Source organism: Paenibacillus taichungensis (assembly GCF_050994985.1).
Lineage (GTDB): Bacteria > Bacillota > Bacilli > Paenibacillales > Paenibacillaceae > Paenibacillus > Paenibacillus taichungensis.
On sequence record NZ_CP194720.1, the window covers coordinates 5,092,051 to 5,113,936 of the forward strand.

Consider the following 21,886-nt stretch of genomic DNA (forward strand, 5'->3'; position numbering starts at 1 on the left):
ATATAAATCTAATTATCTCATGTCAAAAGGCATTTTATATAAATCAAGCTCCCTTGGCAGGATTAATGACAGCAGCAATCTGCGCCAAAATGGCATCCACCGATGCTGGGTCATTCACATCATACTCATCAATGTTCAAACGCAGCACTGGACAAGCCGTAAATTGATTAATCCATACCGAATAGCGCTCATGCATATGCTCCCAGTAGGAACGGTCGGTCTGAATCTCCATCTCCCGTCCGCGTTCCGTAATCCGATTCAGAATGGATGGCAGGCTGCCTTCCAGGTAAATCAGTACGTCCGGATGAGGGAAATACGGTGTCATCACCATAGCTTCAAACAAACTGCTATACGTCTCGAAATCCGTAGCCGACATTGTGCCCTGATCCGCATGCATTTGCGCAAAGATACCTGTATCCTCATAGATAGAACGATCCTGTACAAATCCACCGCCCAATTCAAAGATTTTCTTCTGTTCCTTGAAACGCTCTGCCAGGAAATAAATCTGCAAATGGAAGCTCCAACGTTCAAAGTCATGATAGAACTTCTCCAGATATGGATTGTGGTCGACTTGCTCGAGTGAAGTCTTGAAGCTCAAACGCTCAGCCAGTGCGGCTGTCAGAGTGGATTTGCCCACCCCAACGGTACCAGCTACCGTAATTAATGCATTCGCCGGAATGCCATAGTTATTCATGTGATATACTCCTTTACCTGATTAACAATCTGTTTGAAATGTTCGGGATGTTCTACAAAATCGAGTTGTTCCGCATTCACCTTGATAATTATCGGCGGATTTGGGCTGCTGGCCAGGTAAGCCATACCTGTTTTATAATCTGCAATTAACTGCTCCATATAAGCCGGGTCCATATCCTGCTCAAAAGACCGTCCACGTTTGTTGATCCGGTTCATCAATGTATCGAGTTCAGCCTCAATATAGAGAACCAGATTGGGTTTCGGCAGATCATCCGTTAAGAGATGATAGATTTGACGGTATTTGTCCCGTTTCGTTCCCTTTAAGGTACGTTCAGCAAAAATCATATTTTTATAGATATGATAGTCCGAAATGACGGGTGTATTCTTCTTAATATAGTGCACGCCTGTGTCTTCCAGTTGCTTAAACCGGTTACACAGAAAAAACATTTCAAGCTGGAAGCTCCACTCATCTATATCCTGATAGAAGGAAGCCAAAAAGGGATTCTCTTCTACAATTTCCTTGACCAGCGGAAGGTTCAATTCCTGAGAAAGCATCGTTGCTAACGTTGTTTTCCCCGCACCAATCGGACCCTCCACGGCAATAAACGGGGCTGATTTCATCGTAATTCAGTTCCTCCTCGTACTCATGCGTGTTTCCGTTTCTATATAGACCCCACCTATTGTATCACAGCTTGGATGATGGGAAGGCCAGTATTTTATGTATAAAATGAGTTTTATCTCTAAGACGAAGATATATAAAACAGCCTACAGGAGTTATATTCATTCCCAGGATCGTAATAACAGAAAAAGACACGATCGCTTAATTACGATCGTGTCTTTTGATTGCTTGGCGGCGTCCTACTCTCCCAGGACCCTGCGGTCCAAGTACCATCGGCGCTAGAGGGCTTAACGGTCGTGTTCGGGATGGGTACGTGTGGAACCCCTCCGCCATCGCCACCAAACGCATAGCTTAGCTTACATCTCAGAGATCATTCTCTGAAAACTAGATCCGAAACGAAATGTGCGATTTACAACTTGCATATTGGATAAGCCCTCGACCGATTAGTACTGGTCAGCTCCATGCATTGCTGCACTTCCACCCCCAGCCTATCTACCTCGTCGTCTTCAAGGGGTCTTACATACTGGGAAATCTCATCTTGAGGGGGGCTTCACGCTTAGATGCTTTCAGCGCTTATCCCTTCCGTACATAGCTACCCAGCGGTGCTCCTGGCGGAACAACTGGTACACCAGCGGTACGTCCATCCCGGTCCTCTCGTACTAAGGACAGCTCCTCTCAAATTTCCTACGCCCACGACAGATAGGGACCGAACTGTCTCACGACGTTCTGAACCCAGCTCGCGTACCGCTTTAATGGGCGAACAGCCCAACCCTTGGGACCTACTTCAGCCCCAGGATGCGATGAGCCGACATCGAGGTGCCAAACCTCCCCGTCGATGTGGACTCTTGGGGGAGATAAGCCTGTTATCCCCAGGGTAGCTTTTATCCGTTGAGCGATGGCCCTTCCATGCGGTACCACCGGATCACTAAGCCCGACTTTCGTCCCTGCTCGACTTGTAGGTCTCGCAGTCAAGCTCCCTTATGCCTTTGCACTCTTCGAATGATTTCCAACCATTCTGAGGGAACCTTTGGGCGCCTCCGTTACTCTTTAGGAGGCGACCGCCCCAGTCAAACTGCCCACCTGACACTGTCCCCGCACCGGATTACGGTACCAGGTTAGAACCTAGATACGATCAGGGTGGTATCCCAACGGTGCCTCCACACAAGCTGGCGCTCATGCTTCAAAGGCTCCCACCTATCCTGTACAGATCGTACCCAAATTCAATATCAAGCTGCAGTAAAGCTCCATGGGGTCTTTCCGTCTTGTCGCGGGTAACCTGCATCTTCACAGGTATTAAAATTTCACCGGATCTCTCGTTGAGACAGCGCCCAAGTCGTTACGCCATTCGTGCGGGTCAGAATTTACCTGACAAGGAATTTCGCTACCTTAGGACCGTTATAGTTACGGCCGCCGTTTACTGGGGCTTCGGTTCACAGCTTCGGATTGCTCCTAACCGCTCCCCTTAACCTTCCAGCACCGGGCAGGCGTCAGCCCGTATACTTCGCCTTACGGCTTCGCACAGACCTGTGTTTTTGCTAAACAGTCGCTTGGGCCTTTTCACTGCGGCCCCCTCGTGCTATTCACACTACCGGGGCACCCCTTCTCCCGAAGTTACGGGGTCATTTTGCCGAGTTCCTTAACGAGAGTTCTTCCGCGCGCCTTAGAATTCTCTTCTCGCCTACCTGTGTCGGTTTGCGGTACGGGCACCATCACCTGGCTAGAGGCTTTTCTTGGCAGTGTGAGATCATGACCTTCGCTACTATAATTTTCGCTCCCCATCACAGCCCAGCCTTAACGATGTGCGGATTTGCCTACACATCAGCCTCACTGCTTAGACGGACATCCATCAGTCCGCGTCACTACCCTGCTGCGTCCCCCCATTGCTCATAACGGCTTACGGTGGTACAGGAATTTCGACCTGTTGTCCTTCGACTACGCCTTTCGGCCTCGCCTTAGGTCCCGACTTACCCTGAGCGGACGAGCCTTCCTCAGGAACCCTTAGGCTTTCGGCGGATCAGATTCTCACTGATCTTTTCGTTACTCATACCGGCATTCTCACTTGTATAATGTCCAGCGCTCCTTACGGTACACCTTCAACCCTTATACAACGCTCCCCTACCCCTGATGCAAAGCATCAAGCCATAGCTTCGGTGGTGTGTTTAGCCCCGTTACATTTTCGGCGCAGAGTCACTCGACCAGTGAGCTATTACGCACTCTTTCAATGGTGGCTGCTTCTAAGCCAACATCCTGGTTGTCTGTGCAACTCCACATCCTTTCCCACTTAACACACACTTGGGGACCTTAGCTGATGGTCTGGGCTGTTTCCCTTTTGACAATGGATCTTAGCACTCACTGTCTGACTCCCGGAAGTAAGTCTATGGCATTCGGAGTTTGACTGAGCTTGGTAACCCTTGCGGGCCCCGCACCCAATCAGTGCTCTACCTCCACGACTCTGTTTTCCGAGGCTAGCCCTAAAGCTATTTCGGGGAGAACCAGCTATCTCCGAGTTCGATTGGAATTTCTCCGCTACCCCCACCTCATCCCCGCACTTTTCAACGTGCGTGGGTTCGGGCCTCCAGTGCGTGTTACCGCACCTTCACCCTGGACAGGGGTAGATCACCCGGTTTCGGGTCTACGTCCACGTACTACATCGCCCTATTCAGACTCGCTTTCGCTGCGGCTCCGGCTCTTCACCTTAACCTTGCACGGGAACGTAACTCGCCGGTTCATTCTACAAAAGGCACGCCATCACCCCTAAAACGGGCTCTGACTTTTTGTAAGCACACGGTTTCAGGTTCTATTTCACTCCCCTTCCGGGGTGCTTTTCACCTTTCCCTCACGGTACTGCTTCACTATCGGTCGCTAGGAAGTATTTAGCCTTGGCAGATGGTCCTGCCGGATTCATACGGGGTTTCACGTGCCCCGCACTACTCGGGATACATCTCGGAGAGAGCAGACTTTCAAATACAGGGCTTTTACCTTCTTTGGCGGGCCTTTCCAGACCTCTTCGTTTAACCGGCTCCTTTGTAACTCCATGTGAGATGTCCCACAACCCCAAAGAGCAAGCTCTCTGGTTTGGGCTTCTCCGCGTTCGCTCGCCGCTACTGACGGAATCACTATTGTTTTCTCTTCCTCAAGGTACTTAGATGTTTCAGTTCCCCTGGTATGCCTCTACACAACCTATGTATTCAGTTGTGAGTAACTGGAAATTACCCCAGCTGGGTTTCCCCATTCGGACACCCCCGGATCAAAGCTTGCTTACAGCTCCCCGAGGCAGTTTCGTTGTTCGCCACGTCCTTCATCGGCTCCTAGCGCCTAGGCATCCTCCGTGTGCTCTTAGTAGCTTAACCAATTGCTCCAAGGAGCAAATGCAATCTACCGTTTTTATTGAAACTTGTTTACACAAGTTCAGCTTAAAAAGGAATGTTCTAATTCGCAATTTTCGTTTCGATATCTAGTTTTCAAAGAACAAGCTCCATGCAAAAGCAAGCTGTTTGAGAGTTTGAGCTCTCAAAACTGAGCAACGAGTGAGTAGTTTTGCAGCTAAGCTGCATATTTGAATGTTTCCACTCGGGAAACGATTCTCCATAGAAAGGAGGTGATCCAGCCGCACCTTCCGATACGGCTACCTTGTTACGACTTCACCCCAATCATCTATCCCACCTTCGGCGGCTGGCTCCTTGCGGTTACCCCACCGACTTCGGGTGTTATAAACTCTCGTGGTGTGACGGGCGGTGTGTACAAGACCCGGGAACGTATTCACCGCGGCATGCTGATCCGCGATTACTAGCAATTCCGACTTCATGCAGGCGAGTTGCAGCCTGCAATCCGAACTGAGACCGGCTTTTTAGGATTCGTTCCACCTCGCGGCTTCACAGCCCGTTGTACCGGCCATTGTAGTACGTGTGTAGCCCAGGTCATAAGGGGCATGATGATTTGACGTCATCCCCACCTTCCTCCGGTTTGTCACCGGCAGTCACCTTAGAGTGCCCATCCGAAATGCTGGCAACTAAGATCAAGGGTTGCGCTCGTTGCGGGACTTAACCCAACATCTCACGACACGAGCTGACGACAACCATGCACCACCTGTCTCCTCTGTCCCGAAGGAAAGGTACATCTCTGTACCGGTCAGAGGGATGTCAAGACCTGGTAAGGTTCTTCGCGTTGCTTCGAATTAAACCACATACTCCACTGCTTGTGCGGGTCCCCGTCAATTCCTTTGAGTTTCAGTCTTGCGACCGTACTCCCCAGGCGGAGTGCTTAATGTGTTAACTTCGGCACCAAGGGTATCGAAACCCCTAACACCTAGCACTCATCGTTTACGGCGTGGACTACCAGGGTATCTAATCCTGTTTGCTCCCCACGCTTTCGCGCCTCAGCGTCAGTTACAGCCCAGAGAGTCGCCTTCGCCACTGGTGTTCCTCCACATATCTACGCATTTCACCGCTACACGTGGAATTCCACTCTCCTCTTCTGCACTCAAGTCACCCAGTTTCCAGTGCGATCCGGGGTTGAGCCCCGGGATTAAACACCAGACTTAAATGACCGCCTGCGCGCGCTTTACGCCCAATAATTCCGGACAACGCTTGCCCCCTACGTATTACCGCGGCTGCTGGCACGTAGTTAGCCGGGGCTTTCTTCTCAGGTACCGTCACCTTGAGAGCAGTTACTCTCCCAAGCGTTCTTCCCTGGCAACAGAGCTTTACGATCCGAAAACCTTCATCACTCACGCGGCATTGCTCCGTCAGGCTTTCGCCCATTGCGGAAGATTCCCTACTGCTGCCTCCCGTAGGAGTCTGGGCCGTGTCTCAGTCCCAGTGTGGCCGATCACCCTCTCAGGTCGGCTACGCATCGTCGCCTTGGTGAGCCGTTACCCCACCAACTAGCTAATGCGCCGCAGGCCCATCCCCAAGTGACAGATTGCTCCGTCTTTCCAGTTCTCTTCAGGAGAAGAAAACAACTATTCGGTATTAGCTACCGTTTCCGGTAGTTGTCCCAAGCTTGAGGGCAGGTTGCCTACGTGTTACTCACCCGTCCGCCGCTAACTATCAGAGAAGCAAGCTTCTCTTCAAGTCCGCTCGACTTGCATGTATTAGGCATGCCGCCAGCGTTCGTCCTGAGCCAGGATCAAACTCTCCAATAAAGTATTGAAAAGAGCGATAAGCTCATTTTGAAACTGACGAGATTAAAAATCTCATTTTATGCTCCAGTCGATCCAAGCCAAGGCTTGTCTCAAACTTTTGCGTTCATTCTGCAAGCAGAATGTTTACTCACTCGTTGTTCAGTTTTCAAAGATCAAACTTGTTCCATCGCTGTGTGTTGTTCACCGCAGCAACTCTTATATAATATCATGTCCGAACCAACTTTGCAAGCATTTTTTTTAAGTTTCTTTCGAAGCTTATTTCATTCGCTTGCCGCACCGTGTTTCTCGTGTTTTCTTGGCCGGATTAATAATATATCATGTTCTAATACTAATTACAACCCATATTATAAATTAATTTTATTCACTACATTGGGTTGATCTACTCTCCTATTATAAATGCACTCCAGCAGTTGTTAAACCAACGGAATCTACAGAACCGCTCTTTGAGTTTTATGGGACAGCCTCTATTGGTTGTCATCCTAACGCCTAAGCTCTAATGAACAGTTTGTTTCGTAGTGCCGAGAAAACTTCTCTTCATTAATGTCATTACTTATAAAGCTAGCTTCGTCTATTTACTGCTGCTTTCATTACAGTAATAGGATATTGTTCAGTGATCTTTCCGATATTCGTAAAGCCTCGTTTAAAGTCATTTTTGCGTATTAATGTATTTCATATATGCGCATATCTTAATTTCAACAGAAATCCCTCCTTCCTTTATGTATATACATGTTAGGCACAATTCACTTCTTAAAATGAAGGGGTCTTATTCTTTGGGGCATTTAATTTCCACAATCTTTAATGAAATTCCCCTTATGAATTTGCGCATTTTTTAATAATGAACACAATAATGAAAGAAATGAGGGAAATTCTGAAAACCTTGGTACTAAAGCATCATTTTCATTCAAAAACTAACATTAGTCTAACCCTATTACGATATATCACATGGATACAAAGCACCATACGTAGAGCGAACACGCATCCAGATGGTCACAATTAGAAAAAGGAGTGAACTATGTTGTTAAATAAGATAAGGTGGAGTACTCTTCCCTTCTTTGCTAAAAATCTCGTTATTTCATTCGGCAGCATTATGTTGATTGGGGTTATTCTGATTACTGCGGGATATCAACTGCAAAAGAATATTTTGAGTCAACAATTGTACGAGCAGGCTGAAGTTACAACACAGAAATGGTTTGAAGATCTGGATACAGACAAAGTACTTGAAGCAGTAAAAGAGAAAAGTTATTCTGGACCTGTTCAGAAAGAATTAAGAGATTACCTGGATTCCATCCACGAGCTATATCCTAATATTGCACAAGCCTATATCTTCGGCACTGAACTGAAGGAAGGAAATCAAACGTCCATCATTGCGATTCCTACTAATTTGTTGGGGCCTTTTGAAGAAAGCAATATGGCAGCAGGTTCAATGTATCCATTACCACAGAAAAACGTTATAGCTCTTGAAGGTATGAAAAACGACGAGGAACCTGCATTAAGCAGCTTTTATACGGACGAATACGGTACTTGGACTACGATTATGTACCCTATTAAAAATGCCGAAGGAAAAATGTACGCCGCACTTTACTTCGACGTTGATGCAAACGCAGTTCCAAAAGGACTTCATAAGCTGATTACATACAGTAGTATTTTCCTTATCGGTTTCCTGATCCTGTTTATGGTACTGCAGTACATCCTATTGAAGAAAACACTTAAGCCAATCCGGGACCTTATGAAGGGGATTGAGACTGCAAGCGCAGGCAATCTGGATGTAACCATTCAAACCGGACGGGATGATCTGGGCATTATCAATGAAAAATTCAATACGATGATTCAGCGATTCAATGACACGATGTTCAAAGTCCAAACGACATCCTATCACCTCTCTGACTCATCCAAGAAATTATTAGATATTTCCGAGAAAAATAATGATAATATCCAGATGATCAGCAGCAATATCCGGGACATCTCTCACGGCCTTCGCTCCCAGGATCAGGCCAGCGTGGAAAGTGCCCGAGCAATGACAGAAATGTCTACTGTTGTGCAGACGATTGCCAGCAGTTCTGCAGATGTAGCGGATGAGGCATTAAGCATGGAACAACGTTCCAATACAGGTCATGAGATTATGCAACAAGTGGTTGAGCAGATGAGACTCATCTCTGGTGCGGTGAAGCACACGTCGGAATCGATACAGTCTCTGGAAAGCCGCTCCAACGAAATTAGCAGCATCGTAAATATGATTACACAAATTGCAGATCAGACTAATTTGCTCGCCCTGAATGCTTCCATTGAGGCGGCTCGTGTAGGTGAGGAAGGAAAAGGGTTTGCGGTTGTCGCAGGGGAAGTCCGCAAGCTCGCTGAACAGTCCCAGGATTCTGCCAAACAAATCCGTACCTTAATTGATGGCATTCAGCGCGATATCCTTCAATCTTCCGAAGCCATGCAGCTTGGCTCCCAAGAAGTGGAGAAGGGATCTCAGGTCACTATGGAGACGGGGCAATTCTTTGAAGATATTCTGACAGCTACGAACAAAGTCGCTAACCAAATTCAGGATATCTCCAGCTCCACCGAAGAAATATCCGCCAGCACACAGGAAATGTCCGCTACTGCGGATGAGTTGTCTGCGAGCGTCAGCAAAGCAGCACATAGCAGCAAACAGATTGAGCAATCCATTGCCGAACAGGAATCATCCATGGCTTCCATTGTTGCAGCCTCTGATGAACTCTCGGCTGTATCGGGCCAATTGCAAGAACTGATCTCCTTCTTTAAAGTAAGGGCCAACTAGAGCTGAATACCAAGTAAACAATAAGAACGTTAATAACAAAAAACCAAGATGCTTGAGGGTACCTCTGCGTCTTGTTTTTTTTGTTATTCGTTTAATATGATGCGCTTGCGATAAAATAAAAAGAGACCATCCCTGTATTCAGGTCAGTTCCCTTCTCTACTCTATCTCGTGCCCATTTAAACGGACTTGTCACTTGAAGTTTCGGAGTCATCTTCTTTCATTCAAGCTGCTATATAATAGACTGTATTACAGATTTAAGAGATCTTATCCAGATATCGGGTGGGCAGATCTCTTATACCTTTATAACTTCACCTTTTATTTTCCTTGTAGGTACTTGTATATCTCTGATACTCATTCTTTACCCGATCATATCGACCCTCACCCGTATAGAACACGATCTCTACAAAATGATCCTGAGCTTCTAAAATGGTGTGTAGCTGGACAATCTTACGTTTATTTACTACTTGGTACCCTTCCATCTGAATCCCCTTCAAACCATTGATTTCAACAGACGTGCGTTCTGGAACGAGAATGGAGTTCTCTGGATCAGCATACGTTTCAGCGACATAACGTCCATACTCCTCTAACGTTAGATCGGAATCAGATTCTTCCTTTGGTTCGAGATATATCGACATGTAATCATTGTTTGCCTGCAGAGAGATATCCAGATCTGAACCCCGTAATTCAAAATCTTGAACTTCCCAATTAGATGGAGTACGGATCTGGAATTGAGAATATTTTCCCTGATGCGATGTAAGATCCGTCGATGAAAGGACAAGGTCTGATGGTTCATCATTCAATATCCGAAATTGTTGAGACATTTTTTCGAAAAATTCCCGGTCTGCTAACGTAAATTCATACATCGATGTATATGTAATGATATAAAAATGGTGGTTACTTTCTAGGTATGCTGTAATGTACCCGAATTGATTCCTCTCATAACTGGTTCTTCCTTCTTTTACGTAAGCCTCCTTTTTATCAATAGTTAGATTGCTGGTTCTGATGATCTCATCTTTCTTTCTCTTTGGGCCTTGTGTGGATTCAATATTTTTCTTGTGGATTGCCATGTAATCAGTCAATGACGTATCCGGTAAGTAGTCTGCCCGGTTCACTCGGTCGATTCGGATGGACTTCGTTCGATCCACTGTCGCTAACTTCAATAGTGATGGATTAGTAAGTTCTGTTGAAACCTTCCAATCCGAAGAGAGGGTTATCTCCACTTCCTTGTTCTTAGAAAACATTGTTACAGGTGTTTCATTAACCGTCTTTTCCGAAGAAATGGATTTGGAGACCGCAGGAGTATTGGGAATACCAGACGAAGAACTGCACGCAGTAAGCGTAACAACCATAAACAGATTAATTGTGAGTATCATTCTTTTATTGGACAATGACAAATCTCCTTTGTTCTAGGTAGTATGTCGACACTACACAGGGGTAATTTACCATTTATATCGGCAATTTGGATATCACTTATTAGGTTCTGTTAAGCATAATTTTTTTAACGCATCAAGCCCAAAAAAAAGAGATCTGCCCTGTTTCAGGTCAGATCTCTTCTCCAACTTATCTTGTGCCCACTTACTGGGACTTGTCACTTGGCGTTTCGGCATCGGTTTTATTCTTTGTACCTTTACTTTTATAAGGCTTCGGGGCACTTTTCGCCCGGTTAGCGGCGGCTTGCCAACGATTCCAGCCCTTTTTGCCAGTACCACGGCCGGTGCCACCTTTTCCTTTTGCTTTGCTCATGTTATCACTCCAATAATCCTGTATATGCTTAAAAATGACCGTCCTCGGTAACTTATTATGCAACCCAGCCCATCTTCTTCACTTCCAGCTTTCTTATTATAACAAAAATTGACGTCTTTACGTTCATTTCCATAAATCATTGTATTGTTATTCTGTTATGAAAGCGGTATAGTGGACATAATTGAAAGAGGAAGCTGTGTCTTCTTCGGGATTGTTACTGGTAAGCAGGCGATACCCAAACAAAAGGCTGTCTAATAAGCCTTTGTTTGGGTTTTTTGTTATTATTACGAGCTATTGAGGTGAACACATACATGATCATCCGACAGATTTTCAACAACAACGTCATTCGCGCCGAGAATCAGGTAGGCCAAGAGTTTGTTGTCATCGGCAACGGTCTGGGCTTCAAGAAGAAGAATGGACAGCCCGTGGATGAGGATAAAATCGAGAAAACCTTTGTGCTGAAATCGGATAAAATACCGCAAAAATTGATTGACCTGATCGGTGAAACATCGGTTGAATATTTAAAATTGGCTGACGAAATTGTAGGCTATGCCAAAAAGGAAATGGGCGATATTTTTAGTGATAATATCTATATATCATTGATCGATCATATTCAGTTTGCCATTACCCGGTACCGTAAATCCGTCGGGCTGAAGAATTCCCTTTTATGGCAAATCAAGAAATTTTACAAAAAGGAATTTTGGATTGGCATGAATGCCGTGAATCTGATTCAGGAACAATTCGGCATCCAAATGGATGAGCATGAGGCCAGCTTTATTGCCATGCACTTTGTCAACGCCCGGCAAGATGGTCAGGGTATGAAACAAACGGTTGAAATTACCGAGGTTATTGATGATATTTTCAATATTGTCACCAATCATTACCACATTGCCCTGGATGAAAATTCATTTAATTATTCCCGGTTTATTACCCATCTGCAATACTTTGTACAAAGAATGCTGAGTAATGAACAAGAGCAATTTGCATCGGGTGATAACTTCCTGTATGAGCAGGTTAAAGACAAATATGCCAAGGCTTTTCAGTGTACACAATTGATTAATCAATACCTTGAAGAGAAGTTTGAAAGCGCCATGTCCATTGATGAAAAAGTGTATTTGACGATCCATATTCACCGTGTCACTTCACGTAACGAAATGCTGGACGCTGAATAAAAAAAGCTTGCAAACGATTTCGGCGTCATTTATAGTAGGTCTCACAACTTAACGACAAGGATTGTTACTGGTAAAGCAGGCGATACCTAAATGATTGGCAACGGGTCATTTTTCTGATGATCATAGCCATTCGTTTAGGTATTTTTTTGTTTTCAGGCAATCTTAACAACAAAGGAGAATGAACATGGATCATAAAAAAATGGGGGATGACATCGTTCGCCTCGTCGGCGGAGAAGCCAATATTAACGGGCTTGTCCACTGTGCAACCCGGCTGAGATTCGATCTGAAGGATTCGAAAAAGGCAGAACGAGAAACGCTCGAGAAACACGATGGTATCATTACCGTTGTCGAAAGCGGTGGACAGTTCCAGGTCGTCATTGGCAGCAATGTGGCTCATGTATATGCAGAGATCATGAAGAACAGAGATTTTGGAGGAGATTCTTCCTCATCCGCTGAGTCTACAGGAGAAAAAACCTCGGTATTATCCAAAGTCTTTGAAGTTATATCCGGAAGTTTCTCACCGTTAATCCCGGCCATGGCAGGATCAGGTATGTTAAAAGCTTTGCTGACTGTCCTGACCATGCTTGGATGGATGTCTGATACAAGTGACACGTACCTGATTCTATCTGCTGCCGGCAACGCAGTCTTTTATTTCTTACCTATCTTCCTCGGTATCACACTTGGTATGAAACTGAAAGCCAATCCTTATGTAGCCGGGGTAATTGGTGCCGCCCTGATGGAACCGAACTTCACCGGACTGATGGATAAAGGCTCGGATGTATCGTTCCTCGGCATACCGGTTGTCATGATGAATTATTCAGCCAGCGTGTTCCCGATCTTCATATCGATCAGCATCTACGCTGTACTTGACAAACTACTGAAGAAAATCATTTTGAAAGATCTGCAATTGTTCCTGGTACCAATGATTGCACTGATGATTATGGTTCCTTTGTCCGCAATGGCCTTCGGACCATTTGGCACCACGGTAGGTGACTGGATTTCCTCCGGCGTAACTTGGCTTATTGGCGTCAGCGGTATTTTGTCAGGAATTGTACTGGGTGGATTCATGACCTTCATGGTTGTCTTCGGACTCCACTGGGGCTTCACACCAATCACGATTCAGAATATCGGGGTTGGCGGCGATCCAATTGAAGCTATGGCTGCTGCAGCCGTGTTTGCACAAATTGGTGTAGCATTTGGTATTTTCCTGAAAGCCAAAAAGAACAAAACCCTGAGAACCCTTGCAGGCTCCACCAGCCTCACCGGTTTACTTGCAGGTGTCACTGAACCGATCGTATACGGTCTGATCTTGCGTTATAAACGAGTGATTCCTATCGTTGTCATTGCAGGTGCGATCGGCGGTGCCATTAATGGTCACTTCGGCGTTAAAATGACTGCTTATGTGTTCCACAATATATTTGCCATTCCTGTCTATACACCAACGGTTGTATACGTGATTGCGATTGCCTGCTCCTTTGCTGTAGCAGCGGTATTGACCGTGATGTTCGGTTATGAAAGCAAAACGAAAGACACAGTTTCCGAGAAAAATGAATCTGTCTCTAGCACATCTGTTGAAAGTACGCCGATAGATCTTCCTGTCGTACCTGAGACCAAAACAACAGAAATCAAGAAAGAACAAATTTATAGCCCACTTACAGGTAAAGCCGTAGCACTGAGTACCATTAATGACCCAGCTTTTTCGACTGGTGCTATGGGCAAAGGTTTGGCGATTGTCCCTGAGATTGGTGAAGTTGTTGCTCCGGTAGACGGTGTGGTCACTTCCCTCTTCCCGACTGGACATGCCATTGGATTAACCACCAACGCAGGAACGGAAATCTTGATTCATATTGGCATCAACACAGTAGCACTGAAAGGAAAACACTTCTCTCCTGTAGTTAAGGAAGGGGATATCGTCAGACAGGGCGATCTGTTGATCCAATTTGAAATCGATAAAATTAAAGAAGCCGGATACGAAACGGTGACTCCTGTCATTGTTACTCTTACCCAGCAGGAAGTGGATGTATTCGAAACGACTCAAGAGCATGTACAGAAAAACGATGTCCTGTTGACTTTGGTTGTCTAACTCAACTCATATCATATGTATTCAATTTAGGAGGAACTAACAATGAAGCATACTCAACTTAAACCATTTCCTAAAGATTTCTTCTGGGGAGGTTCAACCTCTGCCTATCAAATTGAGGGAGCCTGGAATGAAGATGGCAAAGGCCCTTCTGTCATCGACATGGGCAATCATGTGGAAGGCGTAACCGACTTCAAGGTAACCAGTGATCACTATCATATGTACAAAGAAGATGTGGCCCTGATGGCCGAAATGGGCTTCAAAGCCTACCGTTTCTCCATCGCATGGACACGCATCTATCCGCAAGGCGCAGGTGAAGTAAATCCAAAAGGGCTGGCATTTTATGATTCCTTGATTGATGAGTTGATTAAATACGGCATTGAGCCCATCGTGACCATGTATCACTTTGATCTTCCTTATGCGCTTGAAGAAAAAGGGGGCTGGTCCAACCGCGCAACGATAGATGCCTTTGAACAATATGCCAAAACGCTTTATGAGAACTACGGTGACCGGGTCAAATATTGGCTGACCATCAACGAACAAAATATGTTGATCCTACATCCTGGCTCTCTGGGTACACTGGATACAACGCTTGTTGATCCGCAAAAAACACTGTATCAGCAAAATCACCACATGCTGGTCGCTCAAGCCAAAGCCATGGTCCTGTGTCATGAGATGCTGCCTGAAGCCAAAATCGGCCCGGCTCCCAATATCGGTGTAATCTATCCCGCGAGCTCCAAACCGGAAGATACGCTCGCTGCTGATAACTATGCTGCCATTCGCAACTGGCTCTATCTCGATATGGCGGTATATGGACGCTACAATCATATTGCCTGGAGTTATCTCGAAGAAAAAGGATATACCCCTGTCATTGAAGATGGAGACATGGATATCCTGGCTCAAGGAAACCCTGACTTTATTGCGTTCAACTACTATACTTCCCAAACCGTTGGTGAAAGTCTAAACGATGGTAATGACTTCTCCCATACAGGAGATCAGCACGAAATCGTAGGAGAACCGGGTGCATATAGAGGATCTGTGAATCCGAACCTGCAAAAAACGGAGTTTGGTTGGGAAATTGATCCGGTCGGCTTCCGCTCTACCCTTCGTCAGATTTACTCCCGTTATCATCTGCCATTGATCGTTACCGAGAATGGTCTGGGTGCATTTGATAAACTGGAGGAAGGCGACGTGGTCAACGACCCTTACCGCATCGAGTTTTTCAATAAACATATCGAACAGATTCAACTGGCTATTACAGACGGTGTAGATGTATTCGGCTTCTGCCCTTGGTCTGCGATTGACCTGGTCAGCACACATCAAGGATCAAGCAAACGTTATGGATTCATCTACGTGGATCGGGAAGAATTCGATATCAAGGAATTAAGACGTATCCGCAAACAGAGCTTCCACTGGTATCAAAAACTGATTGAAACCAATGGAGAAGTCCGTTAATACTGTAAATTAAAAAGCCAGTCGTTTACACATCGTTCATGTGTAGCCGACTGGCTTTTTGTGTTGGTTCACTCACGCATTCTTATTCAAATCAGGATTACATTTCTGCTTTGGCGTTGCCTGTGGAGTTAACTCCTCTTAACACCCGCAGAGATAATAGGAAACAGATTGCCAGAACAAAAGCTGCTGAAACGTAAGGATAGTTGATATTCACATCAAACAATGCTCCCGCTACAATGGGACCTGCGATATTGCCCAAACTTGTGTAGGCTGAGTTCAATCCGGCCACAAAGCCTTGCTGTTCTTCCGCCAGTTTGGACATCTGCGTACTGATTGCCGGACGCAATATATCCATACCTAGGAACACGATAAACGTTACGACAAGAATCATCCAGTAGGTGTTCACAAACAAGGTTAACAGTACAAATACGGCTACAAAAAGCAAACAGACCGAAATGACTTTTTTCTCACCAAACCGATTTAACAGCCAGCCAATCAGTGAGACCTGCACCACGGCTCCCGCAATGGAACCAAACGTAATAATGAATGCAATGTCTTTTGTCGTGAAACCAAACTTGTGATCCACAAACAGTGAAAATACCGTCTCATAGTTCGCCAGACCAAATGCCATAACAAACACGATAATCAAGCTGAAAAAGTAAGGCTCCCGGTACGAATGCAGCAACTGGGAAACCATGCCCGGGCTTTTGACCTTCGGTGCACCCGCAACAGGTTTGGTTTGCTCTCCGGTAATTCTGGTCGATTCCGGCAAAATAATCAACGTAATGATAGATGCCAGCAAACCCGCAATACCTGCGGCATAGAAAGGAATCCGAATACCAAAGTCAGCGATATATCCGCCGATCCCCGGACCAATGATAAATCCTGTAGTAATTGCGGCATTAATTAATCCCATGCCTTTACCGCGTTCTTCTTCTGTCGTAATATCTGCGGTATAGGCCATTACTGCTGGGAAGATCATCGCTGCACCGATCCCTCCAAGCATCCGGGCTGCGAAGAGCAGCGATGGTGCATTCACAGCACCAAACATAAACTCCGATACAGCAAAGATTAACATCCCGCCAACAATAATTTTTTTACGTCCCAAGATGTCAGACCAACGGCCCGCAACTGGAGAAAATAGAAACTGCGTGAAGGAGAATGCTGCTACCAGCAAACCAACCGTGAACCCGGTGATATGCAGTAGATCCATGTACGCAGGCATAATAGGTACCACAAGACCTATACCTGTAAAAACGAGAAAAATATTAAACATTAACAGCAGCAATGCGCCCCTGTTCCGTGTAAGTAATGCCATGATTCCATCCTCCGTAGTTGTCAAAATGTTGCCTTAAGCTTTATCTTTTGCTATTCCATACAAGAATACGCTAGCCGCTTGGCGGTACAAGGCAAGAGCCTGTTCTGGCTCCATTCCGCGCGACAGCTGACTAAGTCCAATAATGGTACTTTCCAGAATGAGCGCAAGATTGTCAGCGTTGTCCGCATTGAACTCTCCGCTCTCTATCCCCTGTTCCACCAATTGTTTGTTAAATTGAATATGCCGCTCAAACATCAAAGCTATGCGTTCTTCAATATCATTTTCTTTCTTTTCCCCCGTAAAGAACTCATCTGCAGCCTTGGTTAGCGGGTGATTCATATCGTCGAGGATTAATTGTTCTGCCAAGCCGTAGATCTTTTCTGTAGACGTATTATACAAATGTTCCTTGGCCGCCCAATTTTCTTCCCATTCCCGATCCCACTCATCAATCAGATACAGAAAGAGGCCTTCCTTACTTTTAAAATGGTAATAGATATTGCCTTTGCTGCTGCCTGTCGCAGTCACAATATCTTCAATGGAAGTTGCTTTATACCCTTTTTGCACAAAAAGAGCTCTTGAGGCATCCGCAAGTTTCTTCTTGGTCTGCTCGGTTTGAATTTGCTTTTTATTCATACTCATACATTTCACTCCACCTCTTGCATACTGAACGTTCGTTCTGTATTTTAACAGAAGCATCAAACTTAAGCAATCAAAAAGGAGAATCGGCTTGGCGCCCATTCTCCCTTCACATCTTTATTTCACTTTTTTCCCTTGGCCATGAAGTATTTTCAGTTGTCCATTTTCATAACCGACTTGATACGTAACTTTATATTTCGTGGTGACCAATTCACCATCTTTTCGTTCATCTGCTGTAATAACCGCAGTGACCTCTATTTCATCATTTGACTTATCCGAGGATGAAACTTCGGCGATGGTAACATAACTGGTGTTGATGTAACCTTCACGGAACTTGGCATAACTTATACCGCTCTGCCACTCACTGCCAAGCAAGGCATAGGCGGTAACATAGTCATTCAGATTCAGGTTCATATAAAATTCGGTCACCAGACCCTCCGCTTCCAAAGAAGCTGAGTCTGCTCCCTGACTGCCACTCGTCTGAACCGCCGTTTTAGATGATGGTTTCTCAGACCAGGCCTGGACCTGCTTCAATACGCTGGTGATAGGAATGCTGAACCCGATTCCGCCTTCCTGCTCCACAACGGCTGAATTAATGCCCAATACTTCACCGGTGTCCGCACTGATCAGTGGGCCACCACTATTGCCGTGTGTAATGGGCGCCGAGATTTGATACAGATTACTATAGATATACGGGGCAATTTCGAAGCTGCGACCAACACCGCTGATAATGCCTGTAGTTACGGTGTTCTCCAGACCTAGCGGACTGCCCAGAGCGAGAACCTCATCTCCCGTCTCCGCTTTGGATTTGGCGATAGGCAGCGGTTTAACTTTTTTCAGATCAGGCACCCTGACGACAGCAATATCCGTCTCTTCTCCAATCCCGATAACGGTTCCTCTATACTCCTCATGATTCAGGGTTCGAATCGTTACTTCTTTCGAGCCCTCCACCACGTGAGCATTGGTTACCACATCCCCCTGATCATTGTAGAGAAAACCGGAACCCAGTCCGCTGCTGCTTTCAATCGTAACCACTTTCTTCTGACTCTCTTCAATAATCTGTTTACGTGTTTTCTTCACGGTTGTCTGGGAGGACGGTTTAGACGCTGTAGTTGCCGTTTCCTTCGTAGTGACAACAGCCAGTCTTGGTCCATCCTGCAGTTGATCTGCTGAATACTGATGAATCCAGAACCCCCCTCCTGCTCCTGCTCCAATAATGATTGCACTGGATATAATCGTACTCCATGTTCGTTTGGCCATTACAACCTGTCCTCCTATTCCAGATACCACGTTGCGTTCACTACAGAAACTTCAGCTTCCTCGTACACACCGTAATAATACGTTTCAAAAAATCCCTGATCCCCTACATCCAGCCAGCTTGGGTACACATCCGCATAGGTTTGACCGAGATATGCCCCGTCTGAGCTGTAGATGTCCAACATAACCGTCACGGAAGAGATAGGCCGAGTGGCATTATTCACGATTGAGCCGCTAATATACAGGTCGCCATACATATCAAGCGTCGCTTCTACGTCTACAATGCTCACCGCTGCTGTACGGTTTTTCAGGTCTTCTTCTGCCGCTTGTTGCTCAGCAAGTTGAATTCGTTCAGCTTCTGCTTTTTCAAAAGCCTTCTTCTCGCTCAGCACCCTTTCGCGATATGCTGTCAGTTTGTCATCCTCGGGCGCGTAGGACAGTCCCTGATCAACGGTTTGCAATGCAGCCGCAAAATCCTTTTTCTTCACTTGCTGTTCAGCTTGCTTATAGCTAAGTCCAGCCAGCTTGTCGATGATTTGTTTCTGAACCGCCTCTGCTTCCTTGCCTTTCAATTTTGATACAGTGTCCAATTTCTCAGCAAGTGCCTGTACGGTTGTCAAACTATCGATTTCTTTCTTCACCTTCAGGACAGCCAGTGTCACCTTGTTGTTGTTTAGAGTCGTACGCACCTTGGCAAAAACCGGTTCTTCTCGCTCTTTCAACACTTTTGCTACAGCCTGAAGTGTCTTGTCACCGGCAGCAAGTTTTCCCGTTTTCAAACTTGTCGCAGCTTCGTTCAGCTGATTCATCAGATTGAAGGCTTTGGCTGTAATTTGGCGATCCTTCACAAGGCCATCAACATTGGGCCGTTTCGCAAGAGCCGAATCCAGAAGTTGAAGCGCCTCTTGATATTTACCATCTAAGGCAGCCTGCTCCGCCTGTTGATGCAGTGATTTTACCTCCGCATTGATCCCCATCTCCTGCTTGTAATAATAAGTCAACAAGGCCCCCATCACCGCTGCCAGAAGCAGTGGGATAATCCAGCTAAATGCTCGGCCTTGTGCCGTATTGCTCTGCTTCGGTGCAGACTGCTGCTGTCTGGATAACTGATCTAGTGCTTTTCCTGTTCCACTTTCCAGACCAACTGCTGTTTCTGCCCAAATCTGTTCATCGGTAGAGCTTGAATCTTTTAATTTCGTTCTACACTTTCTACATGTGCTATCCCCTGGATTGCTTTTGGTCCCACATACGTGACAATACACCCTGATCCCTCCATCAAAAAGAACGTATGTATACTATGCTATTTTTACATGAATCGACACTTATCATATAGTAAAAAGGTAAATTACACCATAAGTTATTCGGATAAATCCGGTGTCTATTCCTCCAAATCGAAATGATTATGTATTTATGTATGATTCAGATAAATGAACGCAAAAAGTACCTCCCTGTTCATAGGAAGGCACTGATTAACTAATGTATTCTATTCTTGCGTAGGAAAGCTGCTTAGATCCATATAGGAAACTTCCCACAGATGATCATCCGGGTCCTGAAAACTCCACCCATACATAAACCCATGATCTTGAGGATCGTTATACGGTTTGGCGCCAGCATCCAGGGCAGCTTGTACAATCAGATCGACCTGTTCACGACTCTCCACCGACAAGGCTACGATGACTTCTGCCGTGTCCGCCGCATTGGATATTTTTTTCGAAATAAACGATTGAAAACGATCCTCCACCAGCAGCATCGCATAGATGTTATCTCCAATGATCATGCAGGTTGCAGATTCGTCTGTAAAGTTCGCATTGAACTCAAACCCTACTTTGGTAAAAAAATCAACGGACCTCTTCAAATCCTTAACGGGCAAATTAACAAATATCTGCTTAGCGCGAACAGCCACCATCGATCACCTCAATCTAATAGAATGGATTTCACCTCAAAATAACATCTCGCGTATACGCTGTCAATTCAATATAATAACGATATTCCAGACTGTGAGGTGAAACGGATGTTATTCCGAATCGTTCGAAGTAATTAGTCGTCGGGCTGGGTCAAAACGCGTACCAGCTAACATGGGATACGTCTGCCCTTTTGAGCCTGTTCGGCATCTAATCGTAACGATTTGGCACAACATCTGTCTAGAATCAAGAACTCACATTGGAGGAATCATATAATGAAGAAAAAGATGGACTATACTACTTTTTACGAACGTATTGGGCGATTGAATGGCTGGGACTTCAGCTCCCTGAAAGTGACTTCAGAGGGAATCAAATGGAATTTCTACGAGGAAGTTATACGCTGCACCGAACCATCTGATCTATTGCTTGATATTGGTACAGGTGGTGGAGAAGTAGTTCTGTCCATCGCGGATGCCGCACTATTATTGGTTGGAATCGACCTTTCCCTGGGAATGATTGAGACTGCCCAGCGTAATCTCAAGGCATCTGGTTCCCGTTCGAATGTCCGTTTTGTGCATATGAATGCAGAGCAACTGACATTTCCAGATCAATTCTTCAATGTAGTGTCCTCCAGACACTGCGACTTCTGCGCTACAGAAGTATTCAGGGTATTGGACGATGGCGGTGTATTCCTTACCCAACAAGTCAGTGAACATGATAAATATAATGTAAAAAATGCCTTTGGCCGTGGTCAAGCCTCAGATGTTCAGCCTGGCACATTAATGGAACGATACAAACGTGAGCTTCGCGAAGCGGGTTTTCGTGACATTGAGACACACGAATATAATGCAACAGAATATTACGCCACGCCTGATGATCTGCTTTTCCTGTTGACCCACGCACCGATCATTCCCGGTTTTGGAGAGAAGGAATCTGACTTCAAGCGTTTCCAACAGTTTGTTGAGCAAAATCGCTGCGATAAAGGGATTCGAACGAACTCGGCACGTTTTATGCTGACTGCTCGGAAATAAATCTTATAACATAAAGGCAAAATAAAGCCCATCCGCCATTTTAGTAACATGAATGGTGG

14 protein-coding genes and 3 rRNA genes are annotated in these 21,886 nt (G+C 45.6%); 5 read left to right on the forward strand and 12 right to left on the reverse strand.

Annotated features, from left to right (window positions below):
- Positions 1-43: 43 nt before the first annotated feature.
- From ACR1R9_RS22955 to ACR1R9_RS22975, 5 genes are all read right to left on the reverse strand, one after another.
- Complete coding sequence (locus tag ACR1R9_RS22955; protein WP_076290439.1) at positions 44-694, reverse strand: deoxynucleoside kinase; 651 nt, start codon at positions 692-694, stop codon at positions 44-46.
- Positions 691-1,314, reverse strand: a complete 624-nt coding sequence (locus ACR1R9_RS22960; protein ID WP_076290440.1) for a deoxynucleoside kinase — start codon at positions 1,312-1,314, stop codon at positions 691-693. Before ACR1R9_RS22960 ends, ACR1R9_RS22955 begins: the two co-directional genes overlap by 4 nt.
- A gap of 224 nt (positions 1,315-1,538) precedes the next feature.
- Positions 1,539-1,655, reverse strand: a 5S ribosomal RNA gene (gene rrf, locus ACR1R9_RS22965).
- An 80-nt stretch (positions 1,656-1,735) separates the two neighbouring features.
- Positions 1,736-4,662: ribosomal RNA gene (locus ACR1R9_RS22970) — 23S ribosomal RNA — on the reverse strand.
- A gap of 241 nt (positions 4,663-4,903) precedes the next feature.
- A 16S ribosomal RNA gene (locus ACR1R9_RS22975) occupies positions 4,904-6,455 on the reverse strand.
- Together the 16S, 23S and 5S rRNA genes form the textbook arrangement of a ribosomal RNA operon.
- Before the next feature lie 1,012 nt (positions 6,456-7,467).
- Between ACR1R9_RS22975 and ACR1R9_RS22980 the strand changes: the two genes are divergently transcribed.
- Positions 7,468-9,234, forward strand: a complete 1,767-nt coding sequence (locus ACR1R9_RS22980) for a methyl-accepting chemotaxis protein (protein ID WP_076291680.1) — start codon at positions 7,468-7,470, stop codon at positions 9,232-9,234.
- Between the two features lie 308 nt (positions 9,235-9,542).
- On the opposite strand, the gene ACR1R9_RS22985 is transcribed toward ACR1R9_RS22980, so the two are convergent.
- Together ACR1R9_RS22985 and ACR1R9_RS22990 are read right to left on the reverse strand one after the other, a co-directional pair.
- Positions 9,543-10,622, reverse strand: coding sequence for a hypothetical protein (locus tag ACR1R9_RS22985; RefSeq protein WP_175381006.1), 1,080 nt, complete (start codon positions 10,620-10,622; stop codon positions 9,543-9,545).
- A 187-nt stretch (positions 10,623-10,809) separates the two neighbouring features.
- Positions 10,810-10,977 (reverse strand): DUF3934 family protein, encoded by a 168-nt coding sequence (locus ACR1R9_RS22990; RefSeq protein WP_064506465.1) that lies wholly within the window; start codon positions 10,975-10,977, stop codon positions 10,810-10,812.
- A gap of 311 nt (positions 10,978-11,288) precedes the next feature.
- Between ACR1R9_RS22990 and licT the strand changes: the two genes are divergently transcribed.
- The 3 genes from licT to ACR1R9_RS23005 all read left to right on the forward strand — a co-directional run bounded on the left by licT (position 11,289) and on the right by ACR1R9_RS23005 (position 15,684).
- A complete protein-coding gene (licT, locus tag ACR1R9_RS22995; protein ID WP_076291678.1) occupies positions 11,289-12,149 on the forward strand; it encodes a BglG family transcription antiterminator LicT in 861 nt (286 codons plus the stop codon).
- A gap of 184 nt (positions 12,150-12,333) precedes the next feature.
- Complete coding sequence (locus ACR1R9_RS23000) at positions 12,334-14,232, forward strand: beta-glucoside-specific PTS transporter subunit IIABC (RefSeq protein ID WP_433922596.1); 1,899 nt, start codon at positions 12,334-12,336, stop codon at positions 14,230-14,232.
- Between the two features lie 42 nt (positions 14,233-14,274).
- A complete protein-coding gene (locus ACR1R9_RS23005) occupies positions 14,275-15,684 on the forward strand; it encodes a glycoside hydrolase family 1 protein (protein WP_076291676.1) in 1,410 nt (469 codons plus the stop codon).
- 97 nt (positions 15,685-15,781) lie between these two features.
- Here the strand turns inward: ACR1R9_RS23005 and ACR1R9_RS23010 are convergent, their stop codons facing one another.
- The 5 genes from ACR1R9_RS23010 to ACR1R9_RS23030 form a co-directional block, all read right to left on the reverse strand.
- Positions 15,782-17,002 carry an MFS transporter gene (locus ACR1R9_RS23010; RefSeq protein WP_076291675.1) on the reverse strand — a complete coding sequence of 407 codons (1,221 nt, stop codon included), beginning with the start codon at positions 17,000-17,002 and terminating at the stop codon, positions 15,782-15,784.
- Between the two features lie 33 nt (positions 17,003-17,035).
- A complete protein-coding gene (locus ACR1R9_RS23015) occupies positions 17,036-17,635 on the reverse strand; it encodes a TetR/AcrR family transcriptional regulator (RefSeq protein WP_076291693.1) in 600 nt (199 codons plus the stop codon).
- 120 nt (positions 17,636-17,755) lie between these two features.
- Positions 17,756-18,898, reverse strand: a complete 1,143-nt coding sequence (locus ACR1R9_RS23020) for a trypsin-like peptidase domain-containing protein (RefSeq protein WP_433922595.1) — start codon at positions 18,896-18,898, stop codon at positions 17,756-17,758.
- 14 nt (positions 18,899-18,912) lie between these two features.
- Positions 18,913-20,157, reverse strand: a complete 1,245-nt coding sequence (locus ACR1R9_RS23025) for an FxLYD domain-containing protein (RefSeq protein WP_310854898.1) — start codon at positions 20,155-20,157, stop codon at positions 18,913-18,915.
- A 221-nt stretch (positions 20,158-20,378) separates the two neighbouring features.
- Complete coding sequence (locus tag ACR1R9_RS23030) at positions 20,379-20,798, reverse strand: VOC family protein (protein ID WP_310854897.1); 420 nt, start codon at positions 20,796-20,798, stop codon at positions 20,379-20,381.
- A 273-nt stretch (positions 20,799-21,071) separates the two neighbouring features.
- Here ACR1R9_RS23030 and ACR1R9_RS23035 point away from each other — a divergent pair, with 273 nt between their 5' ends.
- Positions 21,072-21,827: a class I SAM-dependent methyltransferase gene (locus ACR1R9_RS23035; protein WP_433922594.1), complete on the forward strand. Its 756-nt coding sequence runs from the start codon at positions 21,072-21,074 to the stop codon at positions 21,825-21,827.
- Positions 21,828-21,886 lie beyond the last annotated feature (59 nt).

Excerpts from the sequence above, each read along its gene's own strand:
- ACR1R9_RS22955 (WP_076290439.1), bottom strand. The coding sequence starts at position 694 with ATGAATAACTATGGCATTCCGGCGAATGCATTAATTACGGTAGCTGGT.
- ACR1R9_RS22960 (WP_076290440.1), bottom strand. The coding sequence starts at position 1,314 with ATGAAATCAGCCCCGTTTATTGCCGTGGAGGGTCCGATTGGTGCGGGG.
- ACR1R9_RS22980 (WP_076291680.1), top strand. The coding sequence starts at position 7,468 with ATGTTGTTAAATAAGATAAGGTGGAGTACTCTTCCCTTCTTTGCTAAA.
- ACR1R9_RS22990 (WP_064506465.1), bottom strand. The coding sequence starts at position 10,977 with ATGAGCAAAGCAAAAGGAAAAGGTGGCACCGGCCGTGGTACTGGCAAA.
- licT (WP_076291678.1), top strand. The coding sequence starts at position 11,289 with ATGATCATCCGACAGATTTTCAACAACAACGTCATTCGCGCCGAGAAT.
- ACR1R9_RS23000 (WP_433922596.1), top strand. The coding sequence starts at position 12,334 with ATGGATCATAAAAAAATGGGGGATGACATCGTTCGCCTCGTCGGCGGA.
- ACR1R9_RS23005 (WP_076291676.1), top strand. The coding sequence starts at position 14,275 with ATGAAGCATACTCAACTTAAACCATTTCCTAAAGATTTCTTCTGGGGA.
- ACR1R9_RS23010 (WP_076291675.1), bottom strand. The coding sequence starts at position 17,002 with ATGGCATTACTTACACGGAACAGGGGCGCATTGCTGCTGTTAATGTTT.
- ACR1R9_RS23015 (WP_076291693.1), bottom strand. The coding sequence starts at position 17,635 with ATGAATAAAAAGCAAATTCAAACCGAGCAGACCAAGAAGAAACTTGCG.
- ACR1R9_RS23020 (WP_433922595.1), bottom strand. The coding sequence starts at position 18,898 with ATGGCCAAACGAACATGGAGTACGATTATATCCAGTGCAATCATTATT.
- ACR1R9_RS23035 (WP_433922594.1), top strand. The coding sequence starts at position 21,072 with ATGAAGAAAAAGATGGACTATACTACTTTTTACGAACGTATTGGGCGA.